Annotated in this window: 19 protein-coding genes; 11 read left to right on the forward strand and 8 right to left on the reverse strand. The window is 64.0% G+C overall.

Going from position 1 to position 24,379, the window contains the following annotated elements:
- The first annotated feature begins 119 nt into the window (after positions 1 to 119).
- Positions 120 to 1,673, forward strand: coding sequence for an NCS1 family nucleobase:cation symporter-1 (locus tag R3P95_RS04620; RefSeq protein ID WP_149405318.1), 1,554 nt, complete (start codon positions 120 to 122; stop codon positions 1,671 to 1,673).
- Between the two features lie 10 nt (positions 1,674 to 1,683).
- Positions 1,684 to 2,427, forward strand: coding sequence for an aspartate/glutamate racemase family protein (locus tag R3P95_RS04625; protein ID WP_317547416.1), 744 nt, complete (start codon positions 1,684 to 1,686; stop codon positions 2,425 to 2,427).
- 18 nt (positions 2,428 to 2,445) lie between these two features.
- On the opposite strand, the gene R3P95_RS04630 is transcribed toward R3P95_RS04625, so the two are convergent.
- Positions 2,446 to 6,219: a WD40 repeat domain-containing protein gene (locus R3P95_RS04630; RefSeq protein WP_317547417.1), complete on the reverse strand. Its 3,774-nt coding sequence runs from the start codon at positions 6,217 to 6,219 to the stop codon at positions 2,446 to 2,448.
- Positions 6,220 to 6,443: 224 nt separating this feature from the next.
- On the opposite strand from R3P95_RS04630, the gene R3P95_RS04635 reads away from it, so the two are divergent.
- Entirely contained in the window at positions 6,444 to 6,770 is a 327-nt protein-coding gene (locus tag R3P95_RS04635; RefSeq protein WP_317547418.1) for a LuxR C-terminal-related transcriptional regulator, read from the forward strand.
- An 81-nt stretch (positions 6,771 to 6,851) separates the two neighbouring features.
- Here the strand turns inward: R3P95_RS04635 and mftD (R3P95_RS04640) are convergent, their stop codons facing one another.
- From mftD (R3P95_RS04640) to mftA, 5 genes are read right to left on the reverse strand one after another with little or no spacing between them, the layout of a single operon-like run.
- Positions 6,852 to 8,039 carry a pre-mycofactocin synthase MftD gene (gene mftD / locus R3P95_RS04640; RefSeq protein WP_317547795.1) on the reverse strand — a complete coding sequence of 396 codons (1,188 nt, stop codon included), beginning with the start codon at positions 8,037 to 8,039 and terminating at the stop codon, positions 6,852 to 6,854.
- Positions 8,036 to 9,214, reverse strand: a complete 1,179-nt coding sequence (mftD, locus tag R3P95_RS04645; protein WP_317547419.1) for a pre-mycofactocin synthase MftD — start codon at positions 9,212 to 9,214, stop codon at positions 8,036 to 8,038. The genes mftD (R3P95_RS04640) and mftD (R3P95_RS04645) overlap by 4 nt, the downstream gene beginning before the upstream one ends.
- Complete coding sequence (gene mftC / locus R3P95_RS04650; protein ID WP_037188381.1) at positions 9,214 to 10,446, reverse strand: mycofactocin radical SAM maturase; 1,233 nt, start codon at positions 10,444 to 10,446, stop codon at positions 9,214 to 9,216. The genes mftD (R3P95_RS04645) and mftC overlap by 1 nt, the downstream gene beginning before the upstream one ends.
- A 34-nt stretch (positions 10,447 to 10,480) precedes the next feature.
- Complete coding sequence (mftB, locus tag R3P95_RS04655; protein WP_068051521.1) at positions 10,481 to 10,774, reverse strand: mycofactocin biosynthesis chaperone MftB; 294 nt, start codon at positions 10,772 to 10,774, stop codon at positions 10,481 to 10,483.
- A gap of 2 nt (positions 10,775 to 10,776) precedes the next feature.
- Entirely contained in the window at positions 10,777 to 10,890 is a 114-nt protein-coding gene (gene mftA, locus R3P95_RS04660) for a mycofactocin precursor MftA (RefSeq protein ID WP_094639111.1), read from the reverse strand.
- 105 nt (positions 10,891 to 10,995) lie between these two features.
- Here mftA and mftR point away from each other — a divergent pair, with 105 nt between their 5' ends.
- Entirely contained in the window at positions 10,996 to 11,649 is a 654-nt protein-coding gene (gene mftR / locus R3P95_RS04665; RefSeq protein WP_149405314.1) for a mycofactocin system transcriptional regulator, read from the forward strand.
- Positions 11,650 to 11,734: 85 nt separating this feature from the next.
- On the opposite strand, the gene R3P95_RS04670 is transcribed toward mftR, so the two are convergent.
- Complete coding sequence (locus R3P95_RS04670) at positions 11,735 to 12,481, reverse strand: FadR/GntR family transcriptional regulator (protein ID WP_317547421.1); 747 nt, start codon at positions 12,479 to 12,481, stop codon at positions 11,735 to 11,737.
- 117 nt (positions 12,482 to 12,598) lie between these two features.
- On the opposite strand from R3P95_RS04670, the gene R3P95_RS04675 reads away from it, so the two are divergent.
- The 4 genes from R3P95_RS04675 to R3P95_RS04690 are packed head-to-tail and all read left to right on the forward strand — an operon-like array spanning position 12,599 to position 17,336.
- Positions 12,599 to 14,275: an AMP-binding protein gene (locus R3P95_RS04675; protein ID WP_317547422.1), complete on the forward strand. Its 1,677-nt coding sequence runs from the start codon at positions 12,599 to 12,601 to the stop codon at positions 14,273 to 14,275.
- Positions 14,276 to 14,320: 45 nt separating this feature from the next.
- Entirely contained in the window at positions 14,321 to 15,067 is a 747-nt protein-coding gene (locus tag R3P95_RS04680; protein WP_317547423.1) for an enoyl-CoA hydratase-related protein, read from the forward strand.
- Positions 15,064 to 16,278, forward strand: a complete 1,215-nt coding sequence (locus R3P95_RS04685; protein WP_317547424.1) for an acyl-CoA dehydrogenase family protein — start codon at positions 15,064 to 15,066, stop codon at positions 16,276 to 16,278. Before R3P95_RS04680 ends, R3P95_RS04685 begins: the two co-directional genes overlap by 4 nt.
- Positions 16,275 to 17,336, forward strand: coding sequence for an acyl-CoA dehydrogenase family protein (locus tag R3P95_RS04690; protein ID WP_317547425.1), 1,062 nt, complete (start codon positions 16,275 to 16,277; stop codon positions 17,334 to 17,336). The genes R3P95_RS04685 and R3P95_RS04690 overlap by 4 nt, the downstream gene beginning before the upstream one ends.
- A 5-nt stretch (positions 17,337 to 17,341) precedes the next feature.
- Here R3P95_RS04690 and R3P95_RS04695 read toward each other — a convergent pair whose 3' ends face one another.
- Positions 17,342 to 20,728, reverse strand: coding sequence for a pyruvate carboxylase (locus tag R3P95_RS04695; protein WP_317547427.1), 3,387 nt, complete (start codon positions 20,726 to 20,728; stop codon positions 17,342 to 17,344).
- Positions 20,729 to 20,939: 211 nt separating this feature from the next.
- Between R3P95_RS04695 and R3P95_RS04700 the strand changes: the two genes are divergently transcribed.
- From R3P95_RS04700 to R3P95_RS04710, 3 genes are read left to right on the forward strand one after another with little or no spacing between them, the layout of a single operon-like run.
- Positions 20,940 to 22,679, forward strand: a complete 1,740-nt coding sequence (locus R3P95_RS04700; protein WP_317547428.1) for a PEP-utilizing enzyme — start codon at positions 20,940 to 20,942, stop codon at positions 22,677 to 22,679.
- A complete protein-coding gene (locus R3P95_RS04705; protein ID WP_317547429.1) occupies positions 22,676 to 23,614 on the forward strand; it encodes a TIGR03619 family F420-dependent LLM class oxidoreductase in 939 nt (312 codons plus the stop codon). Before R3P95_RS04700 ends, R3P95_RS04705 begins: the two co-directional genes overlap by 4 nt.
- Positions 23,611 to 24,372, forward strand: coding sequence for an SDR family NAD(P)-dependent oxidoreductase (locus R3P95_RS04710; RefSeq protein ID WP_317547430.1), 762 nt, complete (start codon positions 23,611 to 23,613; stop codon positions 24,370 to 24,372). Before R3P95_RS04705 ends, R3P95_RS04710 begins: the two co-directional genes overlap by 4 nt.
- Positions 24,373 to 24,379 lie beyond the last annotated feature (7 nt).

The following is a 24,379-nucleotide window of genomic DNA, read 5'->3' on the forward strand; positions in this document are numbered from 1 at the left end:
AACGACCGAAAAGATATATCGCTCTCGTCACGAGTGCGCAACACTTCGCCGCTAACTTTTCCTCATTCGCTCGTTCACCTCCTTCGTTCGTCTCATACGCCATGCCGTCAGGAGCATCGATGACAGATACAGCGCACGGTCCCGCTCAAACGGGAGATCTCGTGGAAGCCGCGGGCCACCCCGTCGGTGGTGGACTGATCAAGGACACCTATGACCCACGGCTGACCAACGAGGATCTCGCTCCGCTGAAGAAGCAGACCTGGACTTCGTACAACCTCTTCGCCTTCTGGATGTCGGACGTGCACTCGGTCGGCGGTTACGTGACGGCGGGCAGCCTGTTCGCGCTCGGGCTGGCCAGTTGGCAGGTGCTGATCGCGTTGCTCGTCGGCATCACGATCGTCTACTTCTTCTGCAATCTGGTCGCCAAGCCGAGCCAGGTGACGGGGGTTCCGTATCCGGTCATCTGTCGCAGCGTGTTCGGAGTACTCGGTGCCAACATCCCGGCGATCATCCGTGGCCTGATCGCGGTGGCCTGGTACGGCATCCAGACATTCTTGGCATCGGCTGCCCTCGACATCGTGCTGATCAAGCTGTTCCCGTCTCTGGCTCCGTACGCCGTTACCGCGGACTACGGTTTCGCCGGACTGTCGCTGCTCGGTTGGGCGAGCTTCCTGTTCCTCTGGGTCGTTCAGGCTGCGGTGTTCTGGCGCGGGATGGAGTCGATCCGCAAGTTCATCGACTTCTGCGGCCCTGCCGTCTACGTCGTCATGTTCATGCTGTGCGGCTACCTGATCTGGAAAGCCGGCTGGGGCGCAATCGATCTCACCCTCGGCGATGTCGAGTACACCGGCTTCAGCGCCGTTCCCGTCATGCTGGGAGCCATTGCGCTCGTCGTCTCGTACTTCTCCGGTCCGATGCTCAACTTCGGTGACTTCTCTCGGTACGGAAAGTCCTACGCTGCCGTCAAGAAGGGCAACTTCCTCGGTCTGCCGGTCAACTTCCTGGTGTTCTCCATCCTCGTTGTCGTCACCGCCTCGCTGACTCTGCCGGTGTTCGGGGAGCTGATCACCGACCCTGTCGAGACGGTCGCCCGCATCGACAGCACCTTCGCCATCGTCCTCGGTGCCCTCACCTTCGCCATCGCGACGGTCGGCATCAACATCGTCGCCAACTTCATCGCTCCGGCGTTCGACTTCTCCAACGTCAGCCCGCAACGCATCAGCTGGCGCGCCGGTGGCATGATCGCCGCAGTCGGTTCGGTACTGATCACCCCGTGGAACCTGTACAACAATCCCGAGGTCATCCACCTGACGCTCGAGACCCTCGGCGCGTTCATCGGGCCTCTGTTCGGAATCCTGATCGCCGACTACTACCTGATCCGTAAGCAGCACGTGGCGGTCGACGAACTCTTCTCGATGTCCAAGACCGGCCTGTACTGGTACTCGAAGGGCTACAACCCGGCGGCGGTGTACGCGACCGTCGCGGGCGCAGCGGTGGCGATGTTCACCGTGCTGTTCAACGGAGCCGTCGACGGCCTGGAGATCGCCGGTATGTCCACGGCGTCGAAGTACAGCTGGTTCATCGGCTGCGGCATCGGATTCGCCACGTACTACTTCCTTGCGACGCGAACCAAGCTGGCTGTCACCAACTTCGACGTTCCAGCGAAGGCATAGGATCTCTTCCGTGCTCATCAAGGTCATCAATCCGAACACCACCAGTTCGATGACCGCAACGATCGGTGACTGTGCCCGGGCCGTGGTCGGCCCGGGCACGGTCGTCGACGCGGTCAGCCCCGCGATGGGGCCCGTTTCGATCGAGAGCCATGTCGACGAAGCCCTCAGCGTCCCAGGAATTCTCGCCGAGATCGCCAGTGGCGAGGCCGAGGGGGTCGACGGCTACGTCATCGCCTGCTTCGGTGATCCCGGCATCGACGCGGCTCGCGAACTCGCGGCCGGGCCGGTCATCGGTATCGCCGAGGCGGCCATGCACGCCGCGAGCTTCCTGGGCCGAGGCTTCAGCGTCGTCACCACACTCGGACGCACCGTCGGGCGTGCCCAGGATCTGGCGAACCACTACGGCTTCGGACGCCACTGCCTCGGCATCCACGCGTGCGACCTGCCGGTCCTCGATCTCGAGACGGACCCCGACGCCCGCAAGATCGTCACCGAGGCGTGTCGCATCGCAGTGGAGACGGACGGTAGCGATGCCGTGGTCCTCGGATGTGCGGGGATGGCCGATCTGTGCCAACACATTTCGGCCGAGATCGGCGTACCGGTGGTCGACGGCGTCGCCGCGGGAACACTGTTCGTGCAGTCACTGGTCTCGCTGGGACTGGGTACCGGAAAGAGGGGCGAATTCGCCGCTCCGCCGCCCAAGCGCTACACCGGGATGCTGGTGGGATTCAGCCGACCGATCCCTGATCCTTAGCCCTGGCTCCGCGGTCGATCAGGTCTCGCACAACTGCCGATACGGCACCCCGGGCAGGTAGCGGTCCCATTCGGCTTCGGTGACCACCGAGCCCCCGGATTCGCACAGGCGACTGCGGACCTCGTCCGGCTCGGTCTGCCACATGCGGAGGTCGCGGGCCGAGCCACCGCCGAAGAGCACCTGTCCGCCCGCGCCGAACACCGCGGTGTAGACACGCTGGCCGTACGCGGTGAGTGCGGCATACTCCTCGGGTGCGTAGCGGTCCCCCACGTTCCACAGCCAGAGCGTCGATCCCCCCTCACCGGCGGCCAGCCGCGTACCGGATCGATCGAACGAGAGCGACCAGATCGGGCTGGACGGTCCGACGATGCGCGAGAGGTGCTGTGGGTTGTCCGGATTCTCCATGTCCCACAGTCGAATCGAGCGATCAGCACTGCCTGCGGCGAGTGTTCGCCCGTCCGGTGAGATGGCCACGGCCTGCACGTCACTTCCGAAACCGCCCAACGTGGTCCTTCGACGCGGATCGGTGGGGTCGGAGATGTCCCACAGTTCGACCACGCCACCGACACTGGCGATGACGAGTACCGAACCGTCGGGTGACAGCGCCATACCCGCGGGGTAGTTACCCGCCTCCAGGGTCGACAACGCTCGCGGGGTCGTTGGGTCGGCCAGCGACCACAACGACACGTCGTTCGAGTTCTGGCCGGAGACGACCAGAAGGGTTCCCGTTCCGTCGAAGACCAGCCCCGCAGTCAAGCTGGTCGTTGCCTCCCGAATGCCACCGAGGGCGACCGGATCGGTGAGATCGGTTGTGTCCCAAAGCTGAAATCCACCGGTGGTGATACCCACAGCAGCACGGGTGCCGTCTGCGGTCAGTGCTACCGCCCCCGTCTGCTGGGCACCGTCGCCGATCACCAACGGTGCCGACGCCACCGGATTCTCCACATCCGTGACGTCCCAGACGATCGTGGCCGGGGCTCGGCTACCGGCACCGACGAGCATCCGGGTGTCCGACGCACCGATGGGGTTCTGATAGATCGTGTCGCCGGCATCGACCAGGGCCGGTCCGGGAAGTGGCCAGATCCGCGTGATGCCATCGCCACTGGCCGTCACGATCGACGAGCGATCCGGTGAGAACGCGAGCGAAGTGACCTCGATGGGGCCGGGCAGTGTCCGCTGCAGCGTTCCCGAGTCGGCGTCCCACACCTTCGTGGTGTTGTCCGAACTCGCCGCAGCGATCAACACCCCGTCCCCGCTGAACGCGACGTCGTTGACGTAACTGGTGAATCCAGTCAACGCCGGTAGTGCAGTCAGCCGACCGCCGTCGACCGCCCAGCGTAGAACCTCGCGACCGGCGGTACCCGCGATCAACGTGGTGCCGTCGGGAGAGAATGCCAGCTGTAGCGCGGTGTAGGTCGATCCGTCCGAGGGGACGTCGATCAGCGGAACGACAGGGGCTGCTGGAGACGCGGTCAGTCGGGTCGCGTCCCACAGCCGCATCGCGCGCCCCGGACCGGCCGTCACCAGGTATCGACTGTCGGGACTGAATTCCGTCGCTGTCGGCGAACCAGGTTGAGAGACTTCACCTATGGTGCGCGGCGCGGTGGGATCTGCAACGTCGAGGAGAGGCAGTTTGTCATCTTGGGTTCCGACGAGGAGCAGCCGGCCGTCGGGAGAGTACGACAGGCTACTGACGCCAGTTGCGTCGATGCGCGACAACAACATCGGCGCAGACGGGTTCGCCACATCCCACAGCTCGACGCCGTACGATCCTCCCACAGCGAGCACGCTCCCCTGCGGATCGAACGTCAACACCCGGGCGTCACGCAAGACAATTTCACCGAGCTTCGCGTGCCCGTCTGCGAGCGACCACATCCGCACGTGTCCGTCGGAACCGGCTGTCGCCACGATGTTTCCGCGCGGCTCGACCGCGGTCACCGCCCCGCCCTCCACTCCGAGCAGCCGCACAGGAGTGTGGATCGCAGATGAATCGAGTAGCGATGACCGCGCCTCCGTCGTGCGGTCCACCTCGTACGACGCCAACGCGAAATATGCCGCCAGCCCGGGATCTCGAGTCCTCAATTGCTCTGCGACACCGGCGATCTGACGTGAGACAGGCTCTGCCTCCGCGCGCTCGGCCTCGACCCGTCGGTTGTTCGCGTCCGACCGAGCAACGAACGCGGTCACTGCCAGTGTCACAGCCAGTACGGTCAGCAGCGCGAGTGCAGTGACGAGCGTTTCGAGGGTGCGTCGCCGACGTCGGTCGCTTCGGTTCTGTTGCTCGATTCGGTTCGCACTCGCGTCGAGATACCGCCTCTCGACCGAGTTGAGATCTCGCCGACGTACCGGACCGAGGGATTCCTGCACCAGCGCCAACCTCGATTCCGGCAGCAACGAACCGTCGTCGCGATCGTTGTTCTCCCACAGTTCTGCGGCCTGGGTGAGTCGACGGTGCTCGACGAGCCACTGACGATCGTCGTCGAGCCACTCGCGCAGCCGCTGCCACGCCGTCAGCAACGCCTCGTGGGTGATCTGGACGGTCTCTTCTCCGACGGTCAGCAGTCTGCGTGCGGCAAACCGTTCGACGACGATGTCGACGTCGGTGACCGCGACCTCGTTCTCGTCTCCGTTGAACAGCTTCACGCGATCGACGCGGCGACGAGTGACGACCTCGTCGTCGAGATTGACCAACCGCATGAAGATGCGTCGTGTCTCGCGCTGCTGTTCGGCGGTCAAAGCCGAGAACACTTCCTCGGCGCTCTGCCCCACGGCACCGCCGATCCCGCCGGTTGCGAGGTAGTCCGAAACAGTCAACGTTCTGCCGCTCGACACCTGCCACGTGGTGAGCAGGGCATGGGACAGCAGCGGCAGGGCACCGGAGTCGTGGGCGAACTGCGATCCGCGTGGACCCAATTCGCCGACCAAGACCTGCACGAGGGCGGCCTCGACGGAGACACCCGCCTTCGCGGCAGGCGACAGGATGACCTCCCGCAGTTGTGACTCGGTGAGACGCCCGACAACCACCGGGTTGTCGGACAGGCCGGCGAGCAGCGCGTCCTCGGACACGGCGTTCTGGTAGAAATCCGCCCGCAGTCCGACCACGAGAACCGACCCGGCGCTCGGCAACGCCGCTGCCGCACGCAGAAAGTTCTCGCGCTCCAGCGGTGTCGCCAGTGTCCACAACTCCTCGGCCTGATCGAGGACGAGAACCGATCCCGGCGCAAAGGATTCGGCTCGCTCGGGGAAGGCACGAATATCGCCGACGCCGGAATGGACTTCCGAACCGGGGAATCTCGATGCCAGCCCGGCACGCAGGAGCGAGGTCTTGCCGGAGCCCGAAGCACCGACGACGAAGACGATGCCTCCACCGGAGCCGAGGGCTTCCCGGACGCGCGTGCTCAGACGCTCGATCACGTCGTCACGTCCGAAGAACCACTCTGCATCGGCCGGCTCGAACGCCTCGAGACCCTTGTACGGAGGGTCGCCCTTCACCGGATCGACGGTCCGCCTGCCCGGGATCGACCGCACCCTCGACACCGCGTCCCACCACAGAGCGCGCTCGTCCTCGTCGGCTACGCCGCATGCGATCAGTACGGCAGCGAACATTTCGGCGCTGGCTTTGGTCGGGACGTGATGTCCGGAGAACCAGCCACTGATGGTGCCGTGCAAGCCACCGGAACGCTCTACGATCTCCCGGACCGTGGCACCCGCCTCGGTCCTGATCGCACGCAATGCTGCCGCGAATTCCGTGCGGTCCGTGATCGACGAAGGATCCGGACGGTCGATGGTCATGAGCGAGAACTATAGAACCGGGAAAACCTCGATAGAGGCACTCAAGCATCGCGCTGAGCTGCACGAACAGCAAATTGATGCGTTTGAATGACGCTCGTACGGAGTCCGTGGCCGTCCGTATTGACCTTGTACGGACATGCTCGTTCAGCTGGATCCGCGACGAAGTCCAGTCGACGATGGACGGTGTGGTCGGGGCAAGTGGACACTCCAGGGGGGGAATTTTCGTGCTCGAACGAACGCTGGCATCGGCAGTGCATCACCCGTTCCGAAGGCCGGCACAGCGGGGACCCGGTGCAGTCCCGACACCGCTCGAAGCTCGCCACCGCAAGCCTGCGTTGAGCGCCCGCGAGATCGAGGTCATGCTCGCCTGGTTCGCCTCCGACTCGAAAATGGTCGCAGCTCGGTCCGTCTACATCTCGGTGGGCACGATCAACACCCACATCACCCGCATCCGGCAGAAATACGCGGCGGTGGGACGCAACGCGCCGACGAAGGCCGCCCTGTTCGCTCGCGCACTACAGGACGGCCACACTCACCTGTCCGAATGGTGACTGTCGATTCGTCTCCCTGCGGCGGCCGTCCAGGTCGAATCGGCCCCTCGGTTCTGGATCCCGGACTCCGATCGGCGTCGGTTATCCCAGACCTGGGAGCTGATTCGCCGGCGTGAAGCCAGGCGGCACCAGGACATCCGACGGTGACAGTTCGTGGACCGACGTGCGACCGAGACCGAGTACGGCGGAGTCCAGGCCGCCGCGCAGGATGTCGAGGACGTTCTCCACTCCGGCCTGACCGTTCGCAGCAAGACCCCACAGATACGCTCGCCCGATCAGCACTGCCCGCGCACCGAGCGCGAGTGCCTTCGCCACGTCGCTTCCCCGACGCACACCACCGTCGAGGGTGATCTCGACCTGATCGCCCACGGCCTCGGCGATCGCAGGCAACACCCGAATCGACGCCGGGGAACCGTCGAGATTGTTACCACCGTGATTGGACACCGAAACCGCGGTGACGCCTGCGTCCACGGCCCGCAGCGCGTCGTCGACCCGCGAGATGCCCTTGAGCATGAACGGCCCGTCCCACTGCTCGCGCAACCACGCGATGTCATCCCATGTGGGAAGCGGGGTCGCCTTCCACTCTCGATAAGCAGCGAAGAACGTCGGCGCAGGCCCATCGGGCGGCGCGAGGTTCGGGGCAGTCAGATCAGGGAACGCGCCCGACCTGGCCCACTGCGTCAGCCACCGTGGCCGACACAGCGCTTCCGGTGCGAACCGGATCATCGCCCTCGGATCGAGGCGTTCGGGAATCACCGGGCTACCCCAATCTCGGCCCTCGGAGAACGACCAATCCATCGTCAGAATCAACCCGACCGCGCCCGCGCTGCGCGCGCGATCGAGCATGTGCGCCAACATCTCCCGCGAACCCACCCAATGCAGCTGAAAGAACGTCTGCGGATTGGCTGCGACGACCTCCTCGATGGGTTTGCTCGCGAACAACGACAACCCCATCGAAATCCCCCGTGCCGCTGCCGCTCTCGCGACGGCGACCTCACCATCGGGATGTACGGCCTGCACACCCGTCGGAGAGATCATCGCGGGAAACGCCAGCGGCTGCTCCATCAGCGTCGTCGACAAATCACGGGCATCCGACAACCCTGCCACGTGTGGGGCGAACCCGAGTTCACCGAACGCGGTGGTGTTGTCCGCCGCAGTCAGACCACGTTCGGAACCCGCCACCAGCGCCGAGTACACCGACGGCGGTAGACGCTTCCGCGCTCGCCGCTGGGCTTCGGCAACGGTCTCGAACCACACGCGCTCGCTCAGACTCCGAGCTTGCGGTCGAACCCGGGCGGCATCACCACATCCGACGGCGAGAGATCGTGTACCGAGGTGTGTCCGAGTCCGAGGACGGCGGAATCGACTCCGCCGCGCAGAATGTCGAGCACGTTCTCCACACCGGCCTGACCGCCGGCCGACAGACCCCACAGGTACGCCCGCCCGATGAGCACCGCACGCGCACCGAGTGCCAGCGCCTTCACCACGTCGCTGCCGCGTCGGATTCCGCCGTCGAGGGTGATCTCGATCTGATCGCCGACGGCCTCGGCGATCGCAGGCAACGCCCGGATCGGTGCCGGGGTGCCGTCGAGATTGTTGCCGCCGTGATTGGAGACGGAAATAGCGGTCACGCCCGCGTCGACGGCTCGTTTGGCGTCGTCGACCCGCATCACTCCCTTGAGCATGAACGGCCCACCCCATTGCTCACGCAGCCACGCCACGTCCTCCCACGTCGGCAAGGGGGTGCCCATCCATTCGCCGTACGCACCGAAGAACGTCGGCGCAGGACCGCCGGTGGGTGGCGTCAGGTTCGGGGTCGTCAGGTCGGGAATCTTGCCGGTCTTGGCGAACTCCCACAACCACTTCGGTCGCATGATGCCCTCGGGGGCGAATTGCACCATTGCCTTGAGGTCCATCTTCTCCGGAATCGACGGGCTGCCCCAATCACGGCCGTTGGAGAACGACCAGTCCAGGGTCATGATCAATCCGACGGCCCCCGCGGCGCGTGCCCGCTCCATCCGCTGCAGCAGGATCTCACGCGAGCCCACCCAGTACATCTGAAAGAACGTCTGCGGATTCGCCGCAGCGACCTCCTCTACGGACTTGCTGGCGAACGAGGACAGTCCGATCGGAATGCCCCGCGCTGCAGCAGCTCTCGCGACGGCAACCTCACCGTCGGGATGAACCGCCTGGACACCCGTCGGGGAGATCATCACCGGGAACGACAGGGGTTGCCCCATCACCGTCGTCGACAATTCCCGCTTGTCCGACAGACCGGCAACGTGCGGGGCGAACCCGAGTTCGCCGAATGCTGCCATGTTGTCGTCGATCGTCAACCCGCGCTCGGACCCCGCCACGAGTGCGGCGTACACGGACTTCGGTAGACGTTTCTTCGCACGCCGCTGCGCTTCGGCAACGGTCTCGAACCACGCACTCTTGGCCATCAGTGTTCCTGTTCCATTCCTGCGAGCGGGTTCTCGTCGCAGATCTTCGCCGGGGGACGCATCATCAGCGTGAGCGGGACCGACTTTCGTGGGGTCTTGCGCTGCCCGGTACGGGAATGGTCGACGCTGGACTTGGGGATCTCCCCCGCCGCCGCCAACGCCATTTCGCCGTTACCGATGACGCATTCGGGATCCGGACCGTCCATCGGCAGGCCCGTGAAGAATTTCGCCGCCATGCATCCACCGCGGCACGCATCGAAATGAGCACACTTGGTGCACGCACCCGAAGTCTGCGGAGACCTCAACTCCTGGAACAATTCCGAAGTCTGCCAGACGGATTGGAACCCGCCCATGCCGTCTTTGGCGTCTCGCACGATGTTGCCGGCGAGGAAGTTCTCGTGGATGGCGAACGGGCATGCGTACACGTCGCCGATCGGGTCGATCAGACACACCACACGCCCGGCACCGCACAGGTTCAGTCCGGGCAGGGCATCACCGAATGCCGACAGGTGGAAGAACGAATCACCGGTCAACACCCCCTCACCGTTCGCGACGAGCCAGTTGTAGAGCTCTCGCTGCTGCCCCGCCGTCGGATGCAGATCGTCCCAGACATCCGCGCCACGTCCCGACGGCCGAAGCCGCGTGATGCGCAGTGTCGCAGCGTATTTGTCGGCCAAGGCCTTGAAGTCGTCGAGCTGAGAAACGTTGTGCCGGGTGACGACCACCGAGATCTTCGCGTCCCGGAAGCCCGCCTCCTTCAGATTCTCCAATGCACGGCAGGCCATGTCGAACGAGCCCGGCCCGCGGACCGCATCGTTGACCTCTGCCGTCGCGCCGTCGATGGAGATCTGCACATCCACGTAATCCGACGCAGCCAAACGCGCCGCGACCTTCTTGTCGATCTTGACCCCGTTGGTGGAGAACTTCACCCCCACCTGATGCGCAGTCGCATAGTCGACGAGCTCCCAGAAGTCCGACCGCACCGTCGGCTCACCGCCACCGATGTTGACGTAGAACACCTGCATCTTCTGCAGCTCGTCGATGATCGACTTGCACTGCTCGGTACTGAGTTCGCGCGGGTCACGGCGACCCGACGAGGACAGGCAGTGCACGCAGGAAAGGTTGCAGGCGTAGGTCAACTCCCACGTCAGACAGATGGGGGCGTCGAGTCCGAGTTCGAATTGATCGACCAGTTTTCCTACCGGAGCTGGTCTTTCGAGGGTGGAGGTCATGGGCGGAAGTCCTCTTCTGCGATAGGTCAGGGCTTTACGGGCGAGTGATCATGTTCGAGCGGGCCAGCGTCGCGAGTGCCGTCACATACGGAGCCGACTGCGACTCGGTGATGCCCGCAGCCGCAATCGCCGACCGCATATCCGGGTGGTCGGGCAGCGATTCGATGATCGCCACGATCGTGCGGTTCTTCAGGAACGAGAGCTTGCGAGTTCCGAAGTGGTAGAGCAGCGCCCCGAACGACTCCGGCCGCAACGCCACCTGCGGATGCAGAATCCACCGCACATCCAGGTCCAACTCGTCGAGGTCCTCGCGCACCGCAGTGGTCATGATCAGTACACGCCGCACATGCCGTCGATGGATACTTCCTCGACCAACGACTCTTCGACCAGATCGGATTCGACGACTGCCGTATCGACTACAGCGTTCTCGTTGTTCTTCGACATCGGAAACCTCCTGAGGTTGTTCGGACCACAATCGGAGTCGACAGTGGCTTGGGTCACCAACATAATGACACTGAGTGCAGAAAACCAGAGAATGGAAAGAAGAAAATGGTCAGGAGCGCAAAACCGTCCAGTCAGCCAGGTAGGCGCCCGTCCACAACGCGGGGCGAGCTGAGCGATCTCGGAATCGAACTGTTCGCCGCCAAGGGATTCGAGGAGACCAGCGTCGACGACATAGCCGATGCCGCGGGCATCGCTCGACGCACGTTCTTTCGCTACTTCCCGTCCAAGAACGCAGTTCCCTGGGGCGATTTCGACACTCAGCTCACGGCATTGAGGACGCATCTGAACGACCTGCCCGGCAACGTCGGACTCGCGGACGGATTGCACTCGGCCCTGTTGCAGTTCAACACATTCCCCGAGGAAGAAGTAGCCGTTCACCGTCAGCGCATGGCACTGATCCTGGGAAATCCAGCACTGCAGAGCTACTCGATGGTGATGTACGAGGGCTGGCGTCAGGTCATTGCCGAATACGTGGCAGCACGGACGAACTCCGACCCCGGCGACCATCTTCCGCGCACCGTCGGATGGATGCTCTTGGGGGTGGCGATCTCGGCGTACGAGCATTGGCTGATCGACGAGAACAACAGCCTTCCCGAGCTTCTGACGGCAGGAGCGTCGGTTCTCTTCACCGGTGTCGGTCCGCTCCGAGCGTCCAGTGACACTGCCGAGAGCCGACTGGACGGAGAGCACATCGAGTGAGCACTGGAAACCGAGCACTGCGCCGACTCACACCGTCAGCTCGATGGAGTCAGCGACGAGATCCGCTCCGACACCACCTCGAGATCTACATCTGCCACCGCACCGGACGGGAAATTATGGCCCGCAGACGGCGGCGGTAGTACTTCGCCGATTCGGTGACGAACGCGCTCATCGTGGCCGCAGCAGCGTCGGGATCGCGCAGGCTCAGCGCATCGAGGACATCCTGCTGCATCTCGATAGCCGCCAGCCGCGTCGCGAGAGGATGCTCGTTCGGTTCGGCGTCGCGTACCAACAACCAAAGAGTTTCCATCAGGATGTTCAGGACCGGATTTCCGGCCGCGTCGTACACCCCCCGCTGGAACTCTGCATTGTTCTCCTGGAAATTTCCGTAATCACCGGGGTCCTCACGCATTCGGTCGAGAGCACTCTGCATGAGCTGTATCTGCTCGTCGCTCACATTCGTCGCGGCCTCGCGAGCGATGATGGGCTCGAGCATCAGACGGGCATCGATGACGTCGCTGATGTTGGCCCCGTCCAACTGCAGGAACAGCTTCATGGTGTTGCCGAGCGATTCGAGCCTCGGTCGCTTGACCACGGGGCCGCCGCCGATCCCCGATTTGATGGTGACCAGATCACGGCTTTCGAGCAACCGCAGCGCTTCACGGACCGTGGTCCGAGCAACACCGTGCTCGGCCATCATGTCTTTTTCCGTGGGCAACCGCTCCCCCTCCACGACGCCCCCGTCGAGGATGCGGTCCGCGATGATGTTGGCGATCCTCGCGGAGACCTTTGGCGACCGCACCCGCGGAGCGGCGCTCTCCTCAGCTGTCATGTCTGTGACCTCACCTCGTTGTTCTCGGTGTGATGCGGGTTAACTCTATACATAGTTTGATAGCTTAGTTACTGTAGTGATTGTCAGAAAACTGAGGGGCTAGGGCAGGAGCCGACCATGTTGCCGACTCGGCCGCCGGACATCGACCTCGCCCGGACGTATCGCGAACGCGGGCTGTGGAGAGATCTTCCGATCGGGCATTACCTCTCGCGTGCCGCTCGCCTCTACCCCGACGCCACTGCAGTGGTGGACGGCGACCGGCGCGCGACATTCGCCGACATCGACCGTGACGCGACTCGTCTGGCGGCTGCCTTGCACGCCAGAGGAATCACCTCCGACGATGTGATCGCATTCCAACTCCCCAATTGCACCGAGGCAATCGTCGTATTCCATGCCGCGATGAAGCTCGGAGCCATCGCCAATCCGATCGTGCCGATCTACCGGTTTCGCGAGCTGCGATTCATCTTCGGTCAGTCGCGGGCGCGGATCGCCTTCGTACCCGCGGAGTTGCACGGGGTCGACGTAACCGACATGTACAGCGATCTCTCCGCCGAACTACCGGACCTCGAATCGATTGTCACCGTAGGCGATTACGGGGACGACCGACCTGGCACGAGGTGGACCGACCTGATCGGCGAGGCCACGGACTCGATGGTCGCCGATCTCGATGCTGCGACTTCTCCGTCGCCCGACGACGTCTGCTTGTTGCTCTACACGTCGGGGACGACCGCAGATCCCAAAGGCGTACTGCACAGCCACAACACGCTGGTCTACGAAAACCTCTCGATGGCGCGGTGGTTCGGACTGAACGAAACCGACGTCGTCTTCAATCCGTCTCCGGTCACGCACATCACCGGGGTCAACTGCGCTCTGGTTCTCCCGTTCGTAGTGGGCGCAACCGTGGTGTTGCAGGCCGACTGGGATCCGGTGACGGCGTTGCAGCGAGTGATCGACGAACGGTGCAGCTTCATGATCTTCTCGACGCCGTTCCTTCGAGGCTTGCTCGATGCCGCCGAGGCGACCGACTCGTCGACCCCGTCGATCCGGTACATAGTCTGCGGTGGAGCCGACATCCCCGATGCTCTGACCGCGGCGGCCACCACCCGCCTCGGCACCGTCGTTCGGATGTACGGGGCCACCGAGGGGCCGTCGGTCACCACAGCGGACCGGTGGGACCCGCCTGCCCTGCGGATGAAATCCGACGGTCGCCCCATCGAGTCGACCGAGGTGATGGTGACCGATGCCGACGGTGGACTCGCGCAGACCGGCGATGTCGGCGAGATTCTATGGCGTGGACCGGACACCTTTCTCGGCTACCTCGATGCCTCTCTCAATACGGCGGCGTTCACCGAGGACGGATTTTTCCGTACCGGTGATCTCGGCCGCTTCGACGCCAGCGGTGCCCTCCACGTGGTGGGGCGAATCAAGGACATCATCAACCGGTCGGGTGAGAAAGTCAGCGCCTACGACGTGGAGAACGAGCTCGGCGCACACCCCGACGTGCTCGAGATTGCCGTGGTGGCAGGTCCCGATCCTGTGACGGGAGAACGTGGTTGCGCATTCGTCGTCACCCGCGAGCACCGAGACCTGAGTCTCGAGGAGGTGCGTGAGTTCCTCGTGCACCGCCGAATCGCCATGCAGAAAATTCCGGAAAGCCTGTTCATCGTAGATTCGCTGCCCAAGACGGCAAGCGGAAAAATTCAGAAGTTCGCGCTGCGCAACTGGACGCAGGACCGCGTCACGGTGCCGCCGCAGATGGCTGCGATGACCTTTGCCGCAGCACACGAAAGATAGGACATCCCAATGCCTCTCCAGCCTGATGGAATCGAACATCTCACGGTGACCGAGCCGGAACCCGGCATCGCAGTGGTCGAATTGGCCCGCGGCAAGGTCAACGCCATCGATACGCAGATGTACGGGGAGATCGCTACGGTCTTCGAAGCACTGTCGGACAACCAGGATATTCGCGCTGTTGTACTGACCGGTCGTGGCCGAATATTCTGCGCCGGAAACGATCTCGGGAGCTTTCGGGTCATGGATTCGATCGGCGGAGAGATCGAGATGCGGGCAGCGCGCCGGGCGATTTTCGGAGTTCTGGACTGCGCACTCCCGGTGATCGCGGCCGTCAACGGCCCCTGCCTCGGAAGCGGATTCGGATTGACCTCGGTCTGCGATCTGGTGGTCGCGTCGGAGCGAGCCACCTTCGGCCTGCCGGAGATGGGAGTCGGTGTGCTCGGCGGCGGCCGGTTCACGGCCCGAATGCTGCCGCAGCAAGCCATGCGGCGGCTGTTCTTCACCGCCGAAGCTGTCGAGGCCGAAACCCTGCGCAGGTGGGGCGCACCGATCGAGGTCGTCCCACATGAAGAGTGTCTGACCACGGCCATGACACGTGCGCGATCCATTGCGTCGAAGAGCCGCTACGCACTCACCCTGGCGAAGAAGTCGCTCAACGGCTGCGAGGACCTCGATCTCAAGCGCGGATACGAGCTGGAACAGACGTTCACACTGCGCCTGTCCGAACACCCGGACTCGAAGTCGGCAGTCGAGGCACGCATAGCCGAGATGGCAGGAGGCAAGAAGGCATGACGCCGAACGATCGCGGTATCGACGTTCGGGTCTTCACCGAGAAGGCCGAGGCATGGCTCGAAGAAAACCTGGCGCGGCGAACCAACGAATCGACCGATTCGAATTACGCGATCTTTCACGACCGCAGCCACGACGAGGAGCGGCAACTCATCGACGCCGCCAAACTTTGGCAGGGGGTGCGCGTCGACGCCGGCTTCGGAGCCATCACGTGGGCTCCGGAATGGGGCGGTCCGGGGTTGACCGCAAGCCACGAGCGCGCGTACGTCGGGCTCGAGCGAGACTTCGCAGCGCCGGAGCGGCACGAAAGCGTCCTTGTCACGGTCGAGCTGGTGGCCCCGACAATTCATGCCCTTGGCACGGACGAGCAGAAGCAGCAGTTCGTCACGTCCTTTCTGCGGGCCGAACAATTGTGTTGTCAGCTGTTCTCGGAGCCCGGAGCCGGGTCCGACCTCGCCGGATTGTCCACCAAGGCAGCGAAAACCGACGGTGGCTGGCGGGTGAACGGCCAGAAAGTGTGGAGCTCGGGAGCTCAGTTCTCGGAATGGGGTCTACTCATCGCCCGCACCGATACGACAGTCCCGAAACACCGGGGTATGACGGCATTCATGGTGCCGATGCACACCCCGGGTGTCGATATCAGGCCGATCCGCCAGATGTCCGGTGGCTCGACCTTCAACGAGGTGTTCTTCTCCGACGTCGAACTGCCGGATTCGCTGCGCCTCGGAGCCGAGGGGGACGGCTGGACTGTCGCACTCACGACGCTCGGCTTCGAGCGAAGTTCGAGCGCGGGAATTGTCAGCGCCGGAGGAAACAGTGCCGACTTGGTCCGGCTGGCAAAGACTTTGGGCATAACCGACGACCCACTGGTTCGCCAGCAGCTCGCCGACGCGGCGATCTACGAGCGGGCCGCGGCGTTACTGGTAGCCCGGTACGCCGAGCGAGAGTTGGCCGGGGCGGTCCCGGGCGTGGAAGGTTCCATCGGCAAGCTGGTCTGGACTCAGAACCTCAAGCGAATCGGCGACGCCGCGGCGTCGTTCCTCGGGCCGAGCATCCTGGCCGACACCGGGGTGCCCGACACCTTCGCCTGGACCGAGCATCTTCTCGGCGCCCCCGGCTACCGAATTGCCGGGGGCTCGGACGAGATTCAGCGCAACATCATCGGCGAACGCGGACTCGGCTTGCCGCGTGAACCACGGGAAGGCCTCGCATGAGACTCGAACTGTCCGAAGAACAGCAGGACCTGAGCAATAGCCTGCGCGCGTCCTTGTCCAGAACTGCTGCAGGACAGGATGTATGGCCTGCGCTTCTGGAGATGGGCTTGACCGAGATTCCGTTCCCCGAACACGTCGGCGGTGCGGGCTTCACGCTGAAGGACACTGCTGTCGTGATGTCCGAACTCGGTCGATCGCTCGGAAGTGCTCCGTACTTCTCGTCGGTGATCTTGGCAGGGCTCACTCTGCTGCATGCCGGTTCCGATGCTGCCTGCAGGCAGTACCTCCCGTCGATCGCCGATGGCTCCGCCGCTGCAGCGCTCGTGACGGGATTTCCCTTCGGCACGTCGCTCGTCGCCGCGCGCGTACAGGACTCCGACACCGTCGTTCTCGACGGTGCCCAGGAGTCCGTAGTCGACGGCTCCGATGCCGATGTGTTGCTCGTGGTCGCGAACGGATCGGACGGACCTCACCTCGCTGCGATCGACGCACACGCAGAGGGAGTTATCCGAACTCGCCGAGAAACATTGGATTTCACCCGAGAGCTTGCTCGCGTCGAGTTCTCCGGTGCCCTCGCGCACCGAATCACCGGCGCAGACCTGTCGGCCGGTCTCGACACAGCGCAAGCAGTGGCGATCACGGCACTTGCCGCCGAGCAAGTGGGCGCAGCGCGGGCCTGCCTGGAGATGTCGGTGGAATATGCGAAGACCCGGCGACAATTCGGCCGGGCCATCGGGTCGTTCCAAGCGATCAAGCATCGTCTGACCGACATGTCGATCGCGATCGAACTGGCCGAGGCCGCTGTGCTCGACGCCGCGGGAGCCGACACGCGACTCGGCCCGGAGTTCGCCGTCGCTGCGGCCACCGCGCGGGTGCTCGCTTCGCGGGCCGCTACGTTCGCCGCCGAGGAGTCCATCCAGATCCACGGGGGCATCGGCTTCACGTGGGAACACCCATTACACAGGTACTTTCGTCGGGCCAAGACCAGCGAGCTCCTGTTCGGAAGCACCACCCTGCACGTGGCGGCCGTTGCGGCCGCCCTCGTGCAGGGTCCCTGAGGGCCCTAGGCCCCTACCACCAACAACAGGTCACCGCCCTCGACCGGTGCCCCGCCGCCGATCAGCACTCGGGTGACGACGCCTGCGGTGGTCGCGGTGATCGTCGCTTCCATCTTCATTGCTTCGATGGATCCCACCGACTCCCCCTTGTCCACCGTGTCACCCTCTTTCACCGACAGCGTCACCACGCCGCTGAAAGGTGCGGCCAGATGAGCAGGATCGGTGCGGTCCGCCTTCTCGGCGGACCGCAAGGCGGTCTCGATGCTCCGATCACGCACCCGCACCGGCCGCAGTTGACCGTTGAGGACGCACAACACATTTCGACTTCCCGCGGGGTCGGGTTCGGAGATCGCCTCCAATCCGATGAGCAATTCCACCCCCGGTTCGAGCACGACTCGGTGTTCGTCGCCCTGTCGCAACCCGTAGAAATACTGATTGGTCGACAGCTGCGACGTATCGCCGTACCTGTCGCGGTGTCGCTCGAACTCAGCAGCTGGCCCCGGGAACAACAACCTGTTCAACGTCTCTTGCCGCTCGCGTCCCGACGTTGCCAGAGCCGCTCGATCCGCGGCACCGACCGAAACCTGAGGGCAGGCCTCTCCCCTCCCCTTCAGCGTCCGACTCCGCAGCGGTTCGGGCCAACCTCCGGCCGGCGTGCCGAGATCACCACGGAGGAAGTCGACGACCGATCCTGGAATGTCGTAGCTCGACGGGTCGGCAGCGAATTCCGCTGCGGTGGCATCTGCACCGACAAGAGCCATCGCCAGGTCCCCTACGACCTTCGAGGACGGTGTGACCTTGGTGATCCGCCCCAGAATGCGGTCTGCACCTGCGTACGCCTCCTCGATGTCCTCGAAGCGCTCCGCGAGTCCCAATGCAGCCGCCTGCTGCCTGAGATTGGAGAGTTGGCCACCCGGGATCTCGTGCACGTACACCCGTCCCGTCGGTGCCCGCAGTCCGGACTCGAAGGGTGCATACGCCGATCGCACTGCAGCCCAGTACGGTTCGAGGTCGCATACCGAACCGAGATCGAGGCCAGTGGCGCGATCGGTGTGTTCGGTTGCGGCCACGATGGCCGACAGTGCCGGCTGGCTCGTCGTACCGGCGAGCGCCGCGCTTGCGCCGTCCACAGCGTCTACTCCCGCTTGCCACGCAGCGTAATAGGTAGCCAACTGGCCTCCCGGTGTGTCGTGGGTGTGCAGATGCACGGGGAGGTCGAACCGTGACCGCAAGGCGGTGACCAAGGTGGCTGCCGAAGCCGGACGCAGCAGGCCGGCCATGTCCTTGACGGCCAGAACATGAGCTCCCGCCTCGACGATCTCCTCGGCCAACCGGAGATAGTAGTCGAGGGTGTAGAGGCTCTCACCCGGATCGGCCAGGTCACCGGTGTAGGACATTGCCACCTCCGCCACCGCGACACCGGTATCACGCACCGCATCGATCGCGGGCCTCATCTGACCGACATTGTTCAGAGCATCGAAGATTCGGAAGATGTCGATACCGGTCTCGGCCGCCTCCGCCACGAAAGCATGCGTGACGCTGTCCGGATAGGCCGTGTATCCCACGGTGTTCCGGCCGCGCAGTAGCATCTGGAGACAGATGTTGGGCATCGCGGATCGCAACAGCGCGAGCCGTTCCCACGGATTCTCGTGCAGGAAGCGCAGCGCGACATCGTACGTTGCACCACCCCACGCCTCCACCGACAACAGCTGCGGTGTCAGTCGCGCGACGTGGGGTGCCACGGCCACCAGATCACGGGTGCGTACCCGCGTGGCCAGCAGCGATTGATGAGCGTCCCGAAACGTCGTATCGGTCACTGCAAGAGCGGAGGCCGAGCGAAGATCGGCTGCGAAGCCGGCCGGGCCGAGTGCACGGAGCCGATCGCGGGAGCCTGCAGGCGGGGCCGTGTGAGCGTCGATGGGAGGAAGCTTGTCGACGGGGTACACAGGCGACGGACGTTCCCCGTGCGGGCGGTTGACGGTCACGTCTGCGAGATACCGAAGAATACGAGAGCCGCGGTCTGCAGAGACGTTCTGCGTCAACAGAAGTGGATGGTCCTCGATGAAGTTCGTGTCGACGTTCCATGCGAGAAAGTCCGGATCTTCCAGGACCGCTTGCAGAAACGAAATGTTGGTCGCGACTCCTCGCACCCTGAACTCGGTGACCGCGCGCCGGGAGCGAGCACAGGCCGTCGCGAAATCTGCTCCTCTGCAGATGATCTTGACGAGCATCGAGTCGAAGTGAGGGCTGATCTCCGATCCGACTCCGACGCTTCCGTCCAATCGCACACCCGATCCTCCCGGTGTGCGGTAGGCGGTGATCTCACCGGTGTCGGGACGGAATCCGTCGGTTGGATCCTCCGTGGTGATCCGGCATTGAATCGCCGACCCCCGGATTTCTATGTCGTCCTGGCTCAGACCCAGATCGGCCAGGGTGTCACCGAATGCGATCCGCAGTTGCGACGTCACCAGGTCCACGTCGGTGATCTCCTCGGTGACGGTGTGCTCCACCTGGATTCTGGGATTCATCTCGATGAAGACGTAGTTTCCGTGCGGATCGAGCAGAAACTCGACAGTGCCGGCGCAGGTGTAGCCGATGTGTCGAGCGAAGGCCACCGCATCGGCACACATCTGTTGCCGGAGTTCGGGATCGAGACCGGGTGCGGGCGCCACTTCGACGACCTTCTGGTGACGTCGCTGCAGTGAGCAGTCCCGCTCGAACAGATGGATGATTTCCCCACTCGAATCGCCGAGGATTTGCACCTCGATATGCCGGGGATCGATGACCGCCTGTTCGAGGAACACGGTCCCGTCACCGAATGCGGCTTTCGCTTCACGCGAGGCTGCCTCGATCGCGTCTCGGAGTTGCTCCGGCGCAGGCACTCTGCGCATTCCACGTCCACCGCCACCGCCGACCGCTTTGACGAACAGCGGGAAAGTCATGGCCCGGGCCGCGTCGATCAGCACGTCCGGCTCGTCGGACGGAGGCGACGAAGCCAAGACCGGCAACCCGGCCGCTTTCGCTGCGGCGATCGCCCGGGACTTGTCACCGGTGAGCTCGAGGACCTCGACCGATGGACCGACGAAGGTGATGCCGGCATCCTTGCATGCCGTTGCCAATGCCGGGTTCTCCGAGAGGAATCCGTATCCGGGATACACCGCGTCGGCTCCCGACTCACGTACCGCAGCCATGACAGCGTCGACCGAAAGGTAAGCGCCGACCGGGTTTCCCGGGTCACCGATCTGGTACGCCTCGAAGGCCTTGGCGCGATGAGCGGAGTTTCGATCCTCGAAAGGATAGACCGCAACCGTCGAGGCGCCGAGTTCGACGGCGGCACGGAAAGCACGGACAGCAATCTCTCCGCGATTGGCGACGAGGACTTTCTCGAACATGGAGTTCCTCTCCAAGACCAGGGATGTGATCCGAGTCTCGCACAAGACGGTGACCATTACTACACTGCATATAAAGTTACTGCCGAGATGCTCGTCGCCGGCGCATGCGTGCGACTTGCCGGAAAATATCTCTGTACATGTTTCTTTTGCTCCACAGTTTCTATAGTGTGACTTGAAATACAGTCCGGCATCAACGGCAGAGGAGCACTCAGTGAGCGTCGAGAACGATCGCGACAGCTGGATCACCGACTGGGAGTTCAGCGAGCGGTACCCGGTGTACACCCGAGCCAACGCCGGGGAAGTACTTCCCGACCCGTCGAGTCCCCTGAATGTGACCCTTGTCTGGAACAAGGGCCTCAACATCGGCTGGCGCGAAGGATATGTGGAACACCTCGGCACTCACCTGGCCTCCGAGATCGACGAGACCATGCCACAGATCATCGGCAACTTCGGCGGCTACCACTACACCAACTTCTCGATGACCGAGCTGAACGGAGCCCGCCTGCCGGGCTTGACCGTTCCGGTATGGAACAGCCTGTGGGTCGGCGATCACCCCGACATCCCGGAGTACGTCGAACAGCCCTGGCACCAGAACGATCGACTCACTGCAGGATTGGCCGACAAGACCGCGTGGGCACTGACCACCGACACCTTTCCCGAGGCAGAGGAGGCGAAGCGTCGCGCGGACGCCGCCCGCGCCGCGCGCCCCGACATTGCTGCACTGACTGATCGCGAACTGGTCGACCACGCGCGATCCTTCGTTCCGGACCTCGTTTTCTGCTACGCCTACCACCCGGTGACCACCACACTCTCGACCATGGGGCCGGCCGTAGCCGGAGCCCTTCTCGATGCGATCGGTGAGGCCGACAAGCTCGGCGACCTCCTCAGCGGGCTGGGCGGAGTCGACTCGGCAGAACCGTCGTACGCCCTGTGGAACATGGGTCGGTCGGTGGCGAAGTCCGCGGAACTGACCTCCCTGTTCGACTCCGGTCTTGCCACTCTCCTCGAGGCCGTCGACGCCAGTGACTCCCCCGATGCGAAGCAGTTCCGCCAGGACTTCGACGACTTTCTGTACAAGTTCGGATCGCGCGCCCCGAACGAGTGGGACATCCGTTCCGACAGTTGGGAATCGAAGCCGGTGCTCGCTTTGCTGGCCATCAACGGCATGCGCCTGAGTCCCGACGAATCAGACCCCGAGGTCATCAGAGGGCGCAACGAGAACAAGCGCATCGCACTCACCGCGGAGCTCGCCGCCAAGATGCCCGACGACGCAACTCGTCAGAGTTTCCTCGACGCCGCCAAATCCATCACCAAGTTCATGCCCTGGCGTGAGCGGACCAAGACGGCCTGTGTGAAGGTCATGGGCGAGATGCGCACGGCCCTCTACGAATTGGGCCATCGTATGGTCGATCGCGGAATCATGGGCGACCATCACGACGTCACCATGTTGCTCGACGACGAACTCGACGCGTTCGTCGCCGACCCCGAAACTTTCAAGAGCACCATCGCCGAGCGGCGCGAGCAGTACCTCGCGCTCTTCGACCTGGAGCCGCCCTTCTTCTTGTTCGAGCCACTCCCACTCTCGCAGTGGCCCAGAAGGACCGAGAACAAGGCGCAGGCCGCAGCTCCCGGCGATTCGTTGACCGGAGTCGGTGGTGCACCGGGGGTGAGTCGTGGACGAGCACGCGTCCTTCATGATCCCTACGAGGTCGGTGACCTCGCCGAGGGAGACATCATCGTTGCTCCACAGACGGACCCGGCCTGGACTCCGCTCTTCGTGTTCGCCGGCGGCGTCGTCGTCAACGTCGGTGCCACCATCACCCACTCATCGATCGTGTGCCGTGAACTGGGCATCCCGTGCGCAGTCTCGGTGCAGGACGCCACCCTGAGAATTCCCGACGGTGCGATGATCGAGGTCGACGGAAACACGGGAACGGTGACCGTACTGTGAGTCTCGCAATCGGGTTGTCCCTTCCTCAGCTCGGCGAACATGTCGATGCCGGGGCCGTCCGCGCCTTCGCCACCTCGGCCGAGGAACTGGGCTTCTCGAGCCTGTGGGTTCAGGAGCACCTGTTCTATCCCGAGGAGAACGAATCGATCTACGGCGGGCGACACACCACCAGCGTGCATCCGGCGTATCGCTCGGTACTCGGTGCCACAGAACTGATGGCGTTCACCGCTGCCTGCACCCGGACGATCACGATCGGCAGCAGCATTCTGGTGGCCGGCTATCATCGTCCGGTCGAATTGGCGCAACGCTTGTCGACTCTGGACCTACTGTCGGGCGGACGACTCGTGGCAGGCCTCGGGGCCGGCTGGTCCGATGAAGAACATGCTCAGATGGACGTCGATCCGCGCACCCGTGGCCGTCGGATGGGCGAATTGGTTCGGGCCGTGCAGGCCTGTTGGGGACCCGACCCGGTGGAATTCGAAGGCGAGTTCTTCACCATCCCCCGGTCCATCGTGCGCCCCAAACCGGTGCAACAGCCACACCCACCGCTGCTTTCGGGTCTTCGTTCGGCAACCGGATTGAAGCGCACCGCAGCACTGTTCGACATCTGGAACCCCAGTAGCGGCAGCCCGGAAGCTCTGCTCGAACAACTCGAGACGATGCGCGGCCTGCGTCCGAAAGGTACACACCCGGTGCGGTTGTTCCTACGTTCCTACCTGCAACGTCCGACGGACGCCGTCGGATCCGGAGGTCAAGGCATCGACGGGGTCCGAGGCGACATCCGCACTGCCCTGGCGGCAGGCGCAGAACACCTGATCGTCGAGCCCAACTTCTGGGACGCGATGCGTTCGCCGACCGATTGGGTCGACGTACCGGCACAGTTGGCAGTCCTGCTCGACGACGTCGAGGAACTGTCGACGGCGAGCGCATCGTGAACACCGTCGCTGTGGTCACAGGTGCAGGATCGGGTATCGGCCGTGCAACCGCTGAGATCATCCTCGCCAACGGCGGCTCGGTCGTTGCATTCGACACCACCGCGGAATCCTTGGATTGGTTGTCCGGCAACGACAATGCGGTGCCGTTCGTCGGCGACGTCACCCGACAGGACGACAACCGCGCAGCGGTACAGCACGCGGAGACCGCGTTCGGACGTCTCGACGCCCTGATGCTCAATGCCGGTGTACCTGCATCCGGGTCCATCGAAACCCTCGACATGGAGGTCTTCGACCGCTCGATCGAGGTCAACCTCCGCGCCGTCGTACTCGGTGTGCGCGAATCCATTCCCGCGTTTCGCCGCACAGGTGGCGGTTCGATCGTGATCACCGCGTCGGCAACCGCGCTCGGTGGCGAGCCGAACCGCTGGCCGTACGCCGCGGCCAAAGCCGGGGCTGTGAACCTCGCGCGGTCCTTCGCCCTCGACCTGGCGAACGACCGAATCCGCGTCAACGCCGTCTGCCCAGGGCCCATCAGCACCGGCATGACCCGACGTATCGAGGACAACACCCCCGACCGCTACGAAGCGCTCAAAACGATGATCCCCCTGCACCGTTGGGGCACCGCTCACGAGGTGGGCGAGGTCATCGCATTCCTGGCCTCGCCGCTGGCGTCGTTCGTCACCGGTGTCGCGATCCCGGTCGACGGCGGGGCTACCTGCGGGAGCGGTCAGACGGTGCCGGTGCCGGCTCCCGCCTGACCCACCG

Source organism: Rhodococcus cercidiphylli, from assembly GCF_033042225.1.
GTDB lineage: Bacteria > Actinomycetota > Actinomycetes > Mycobacteriales > Mycobacteriaceae > Rhodococcoides.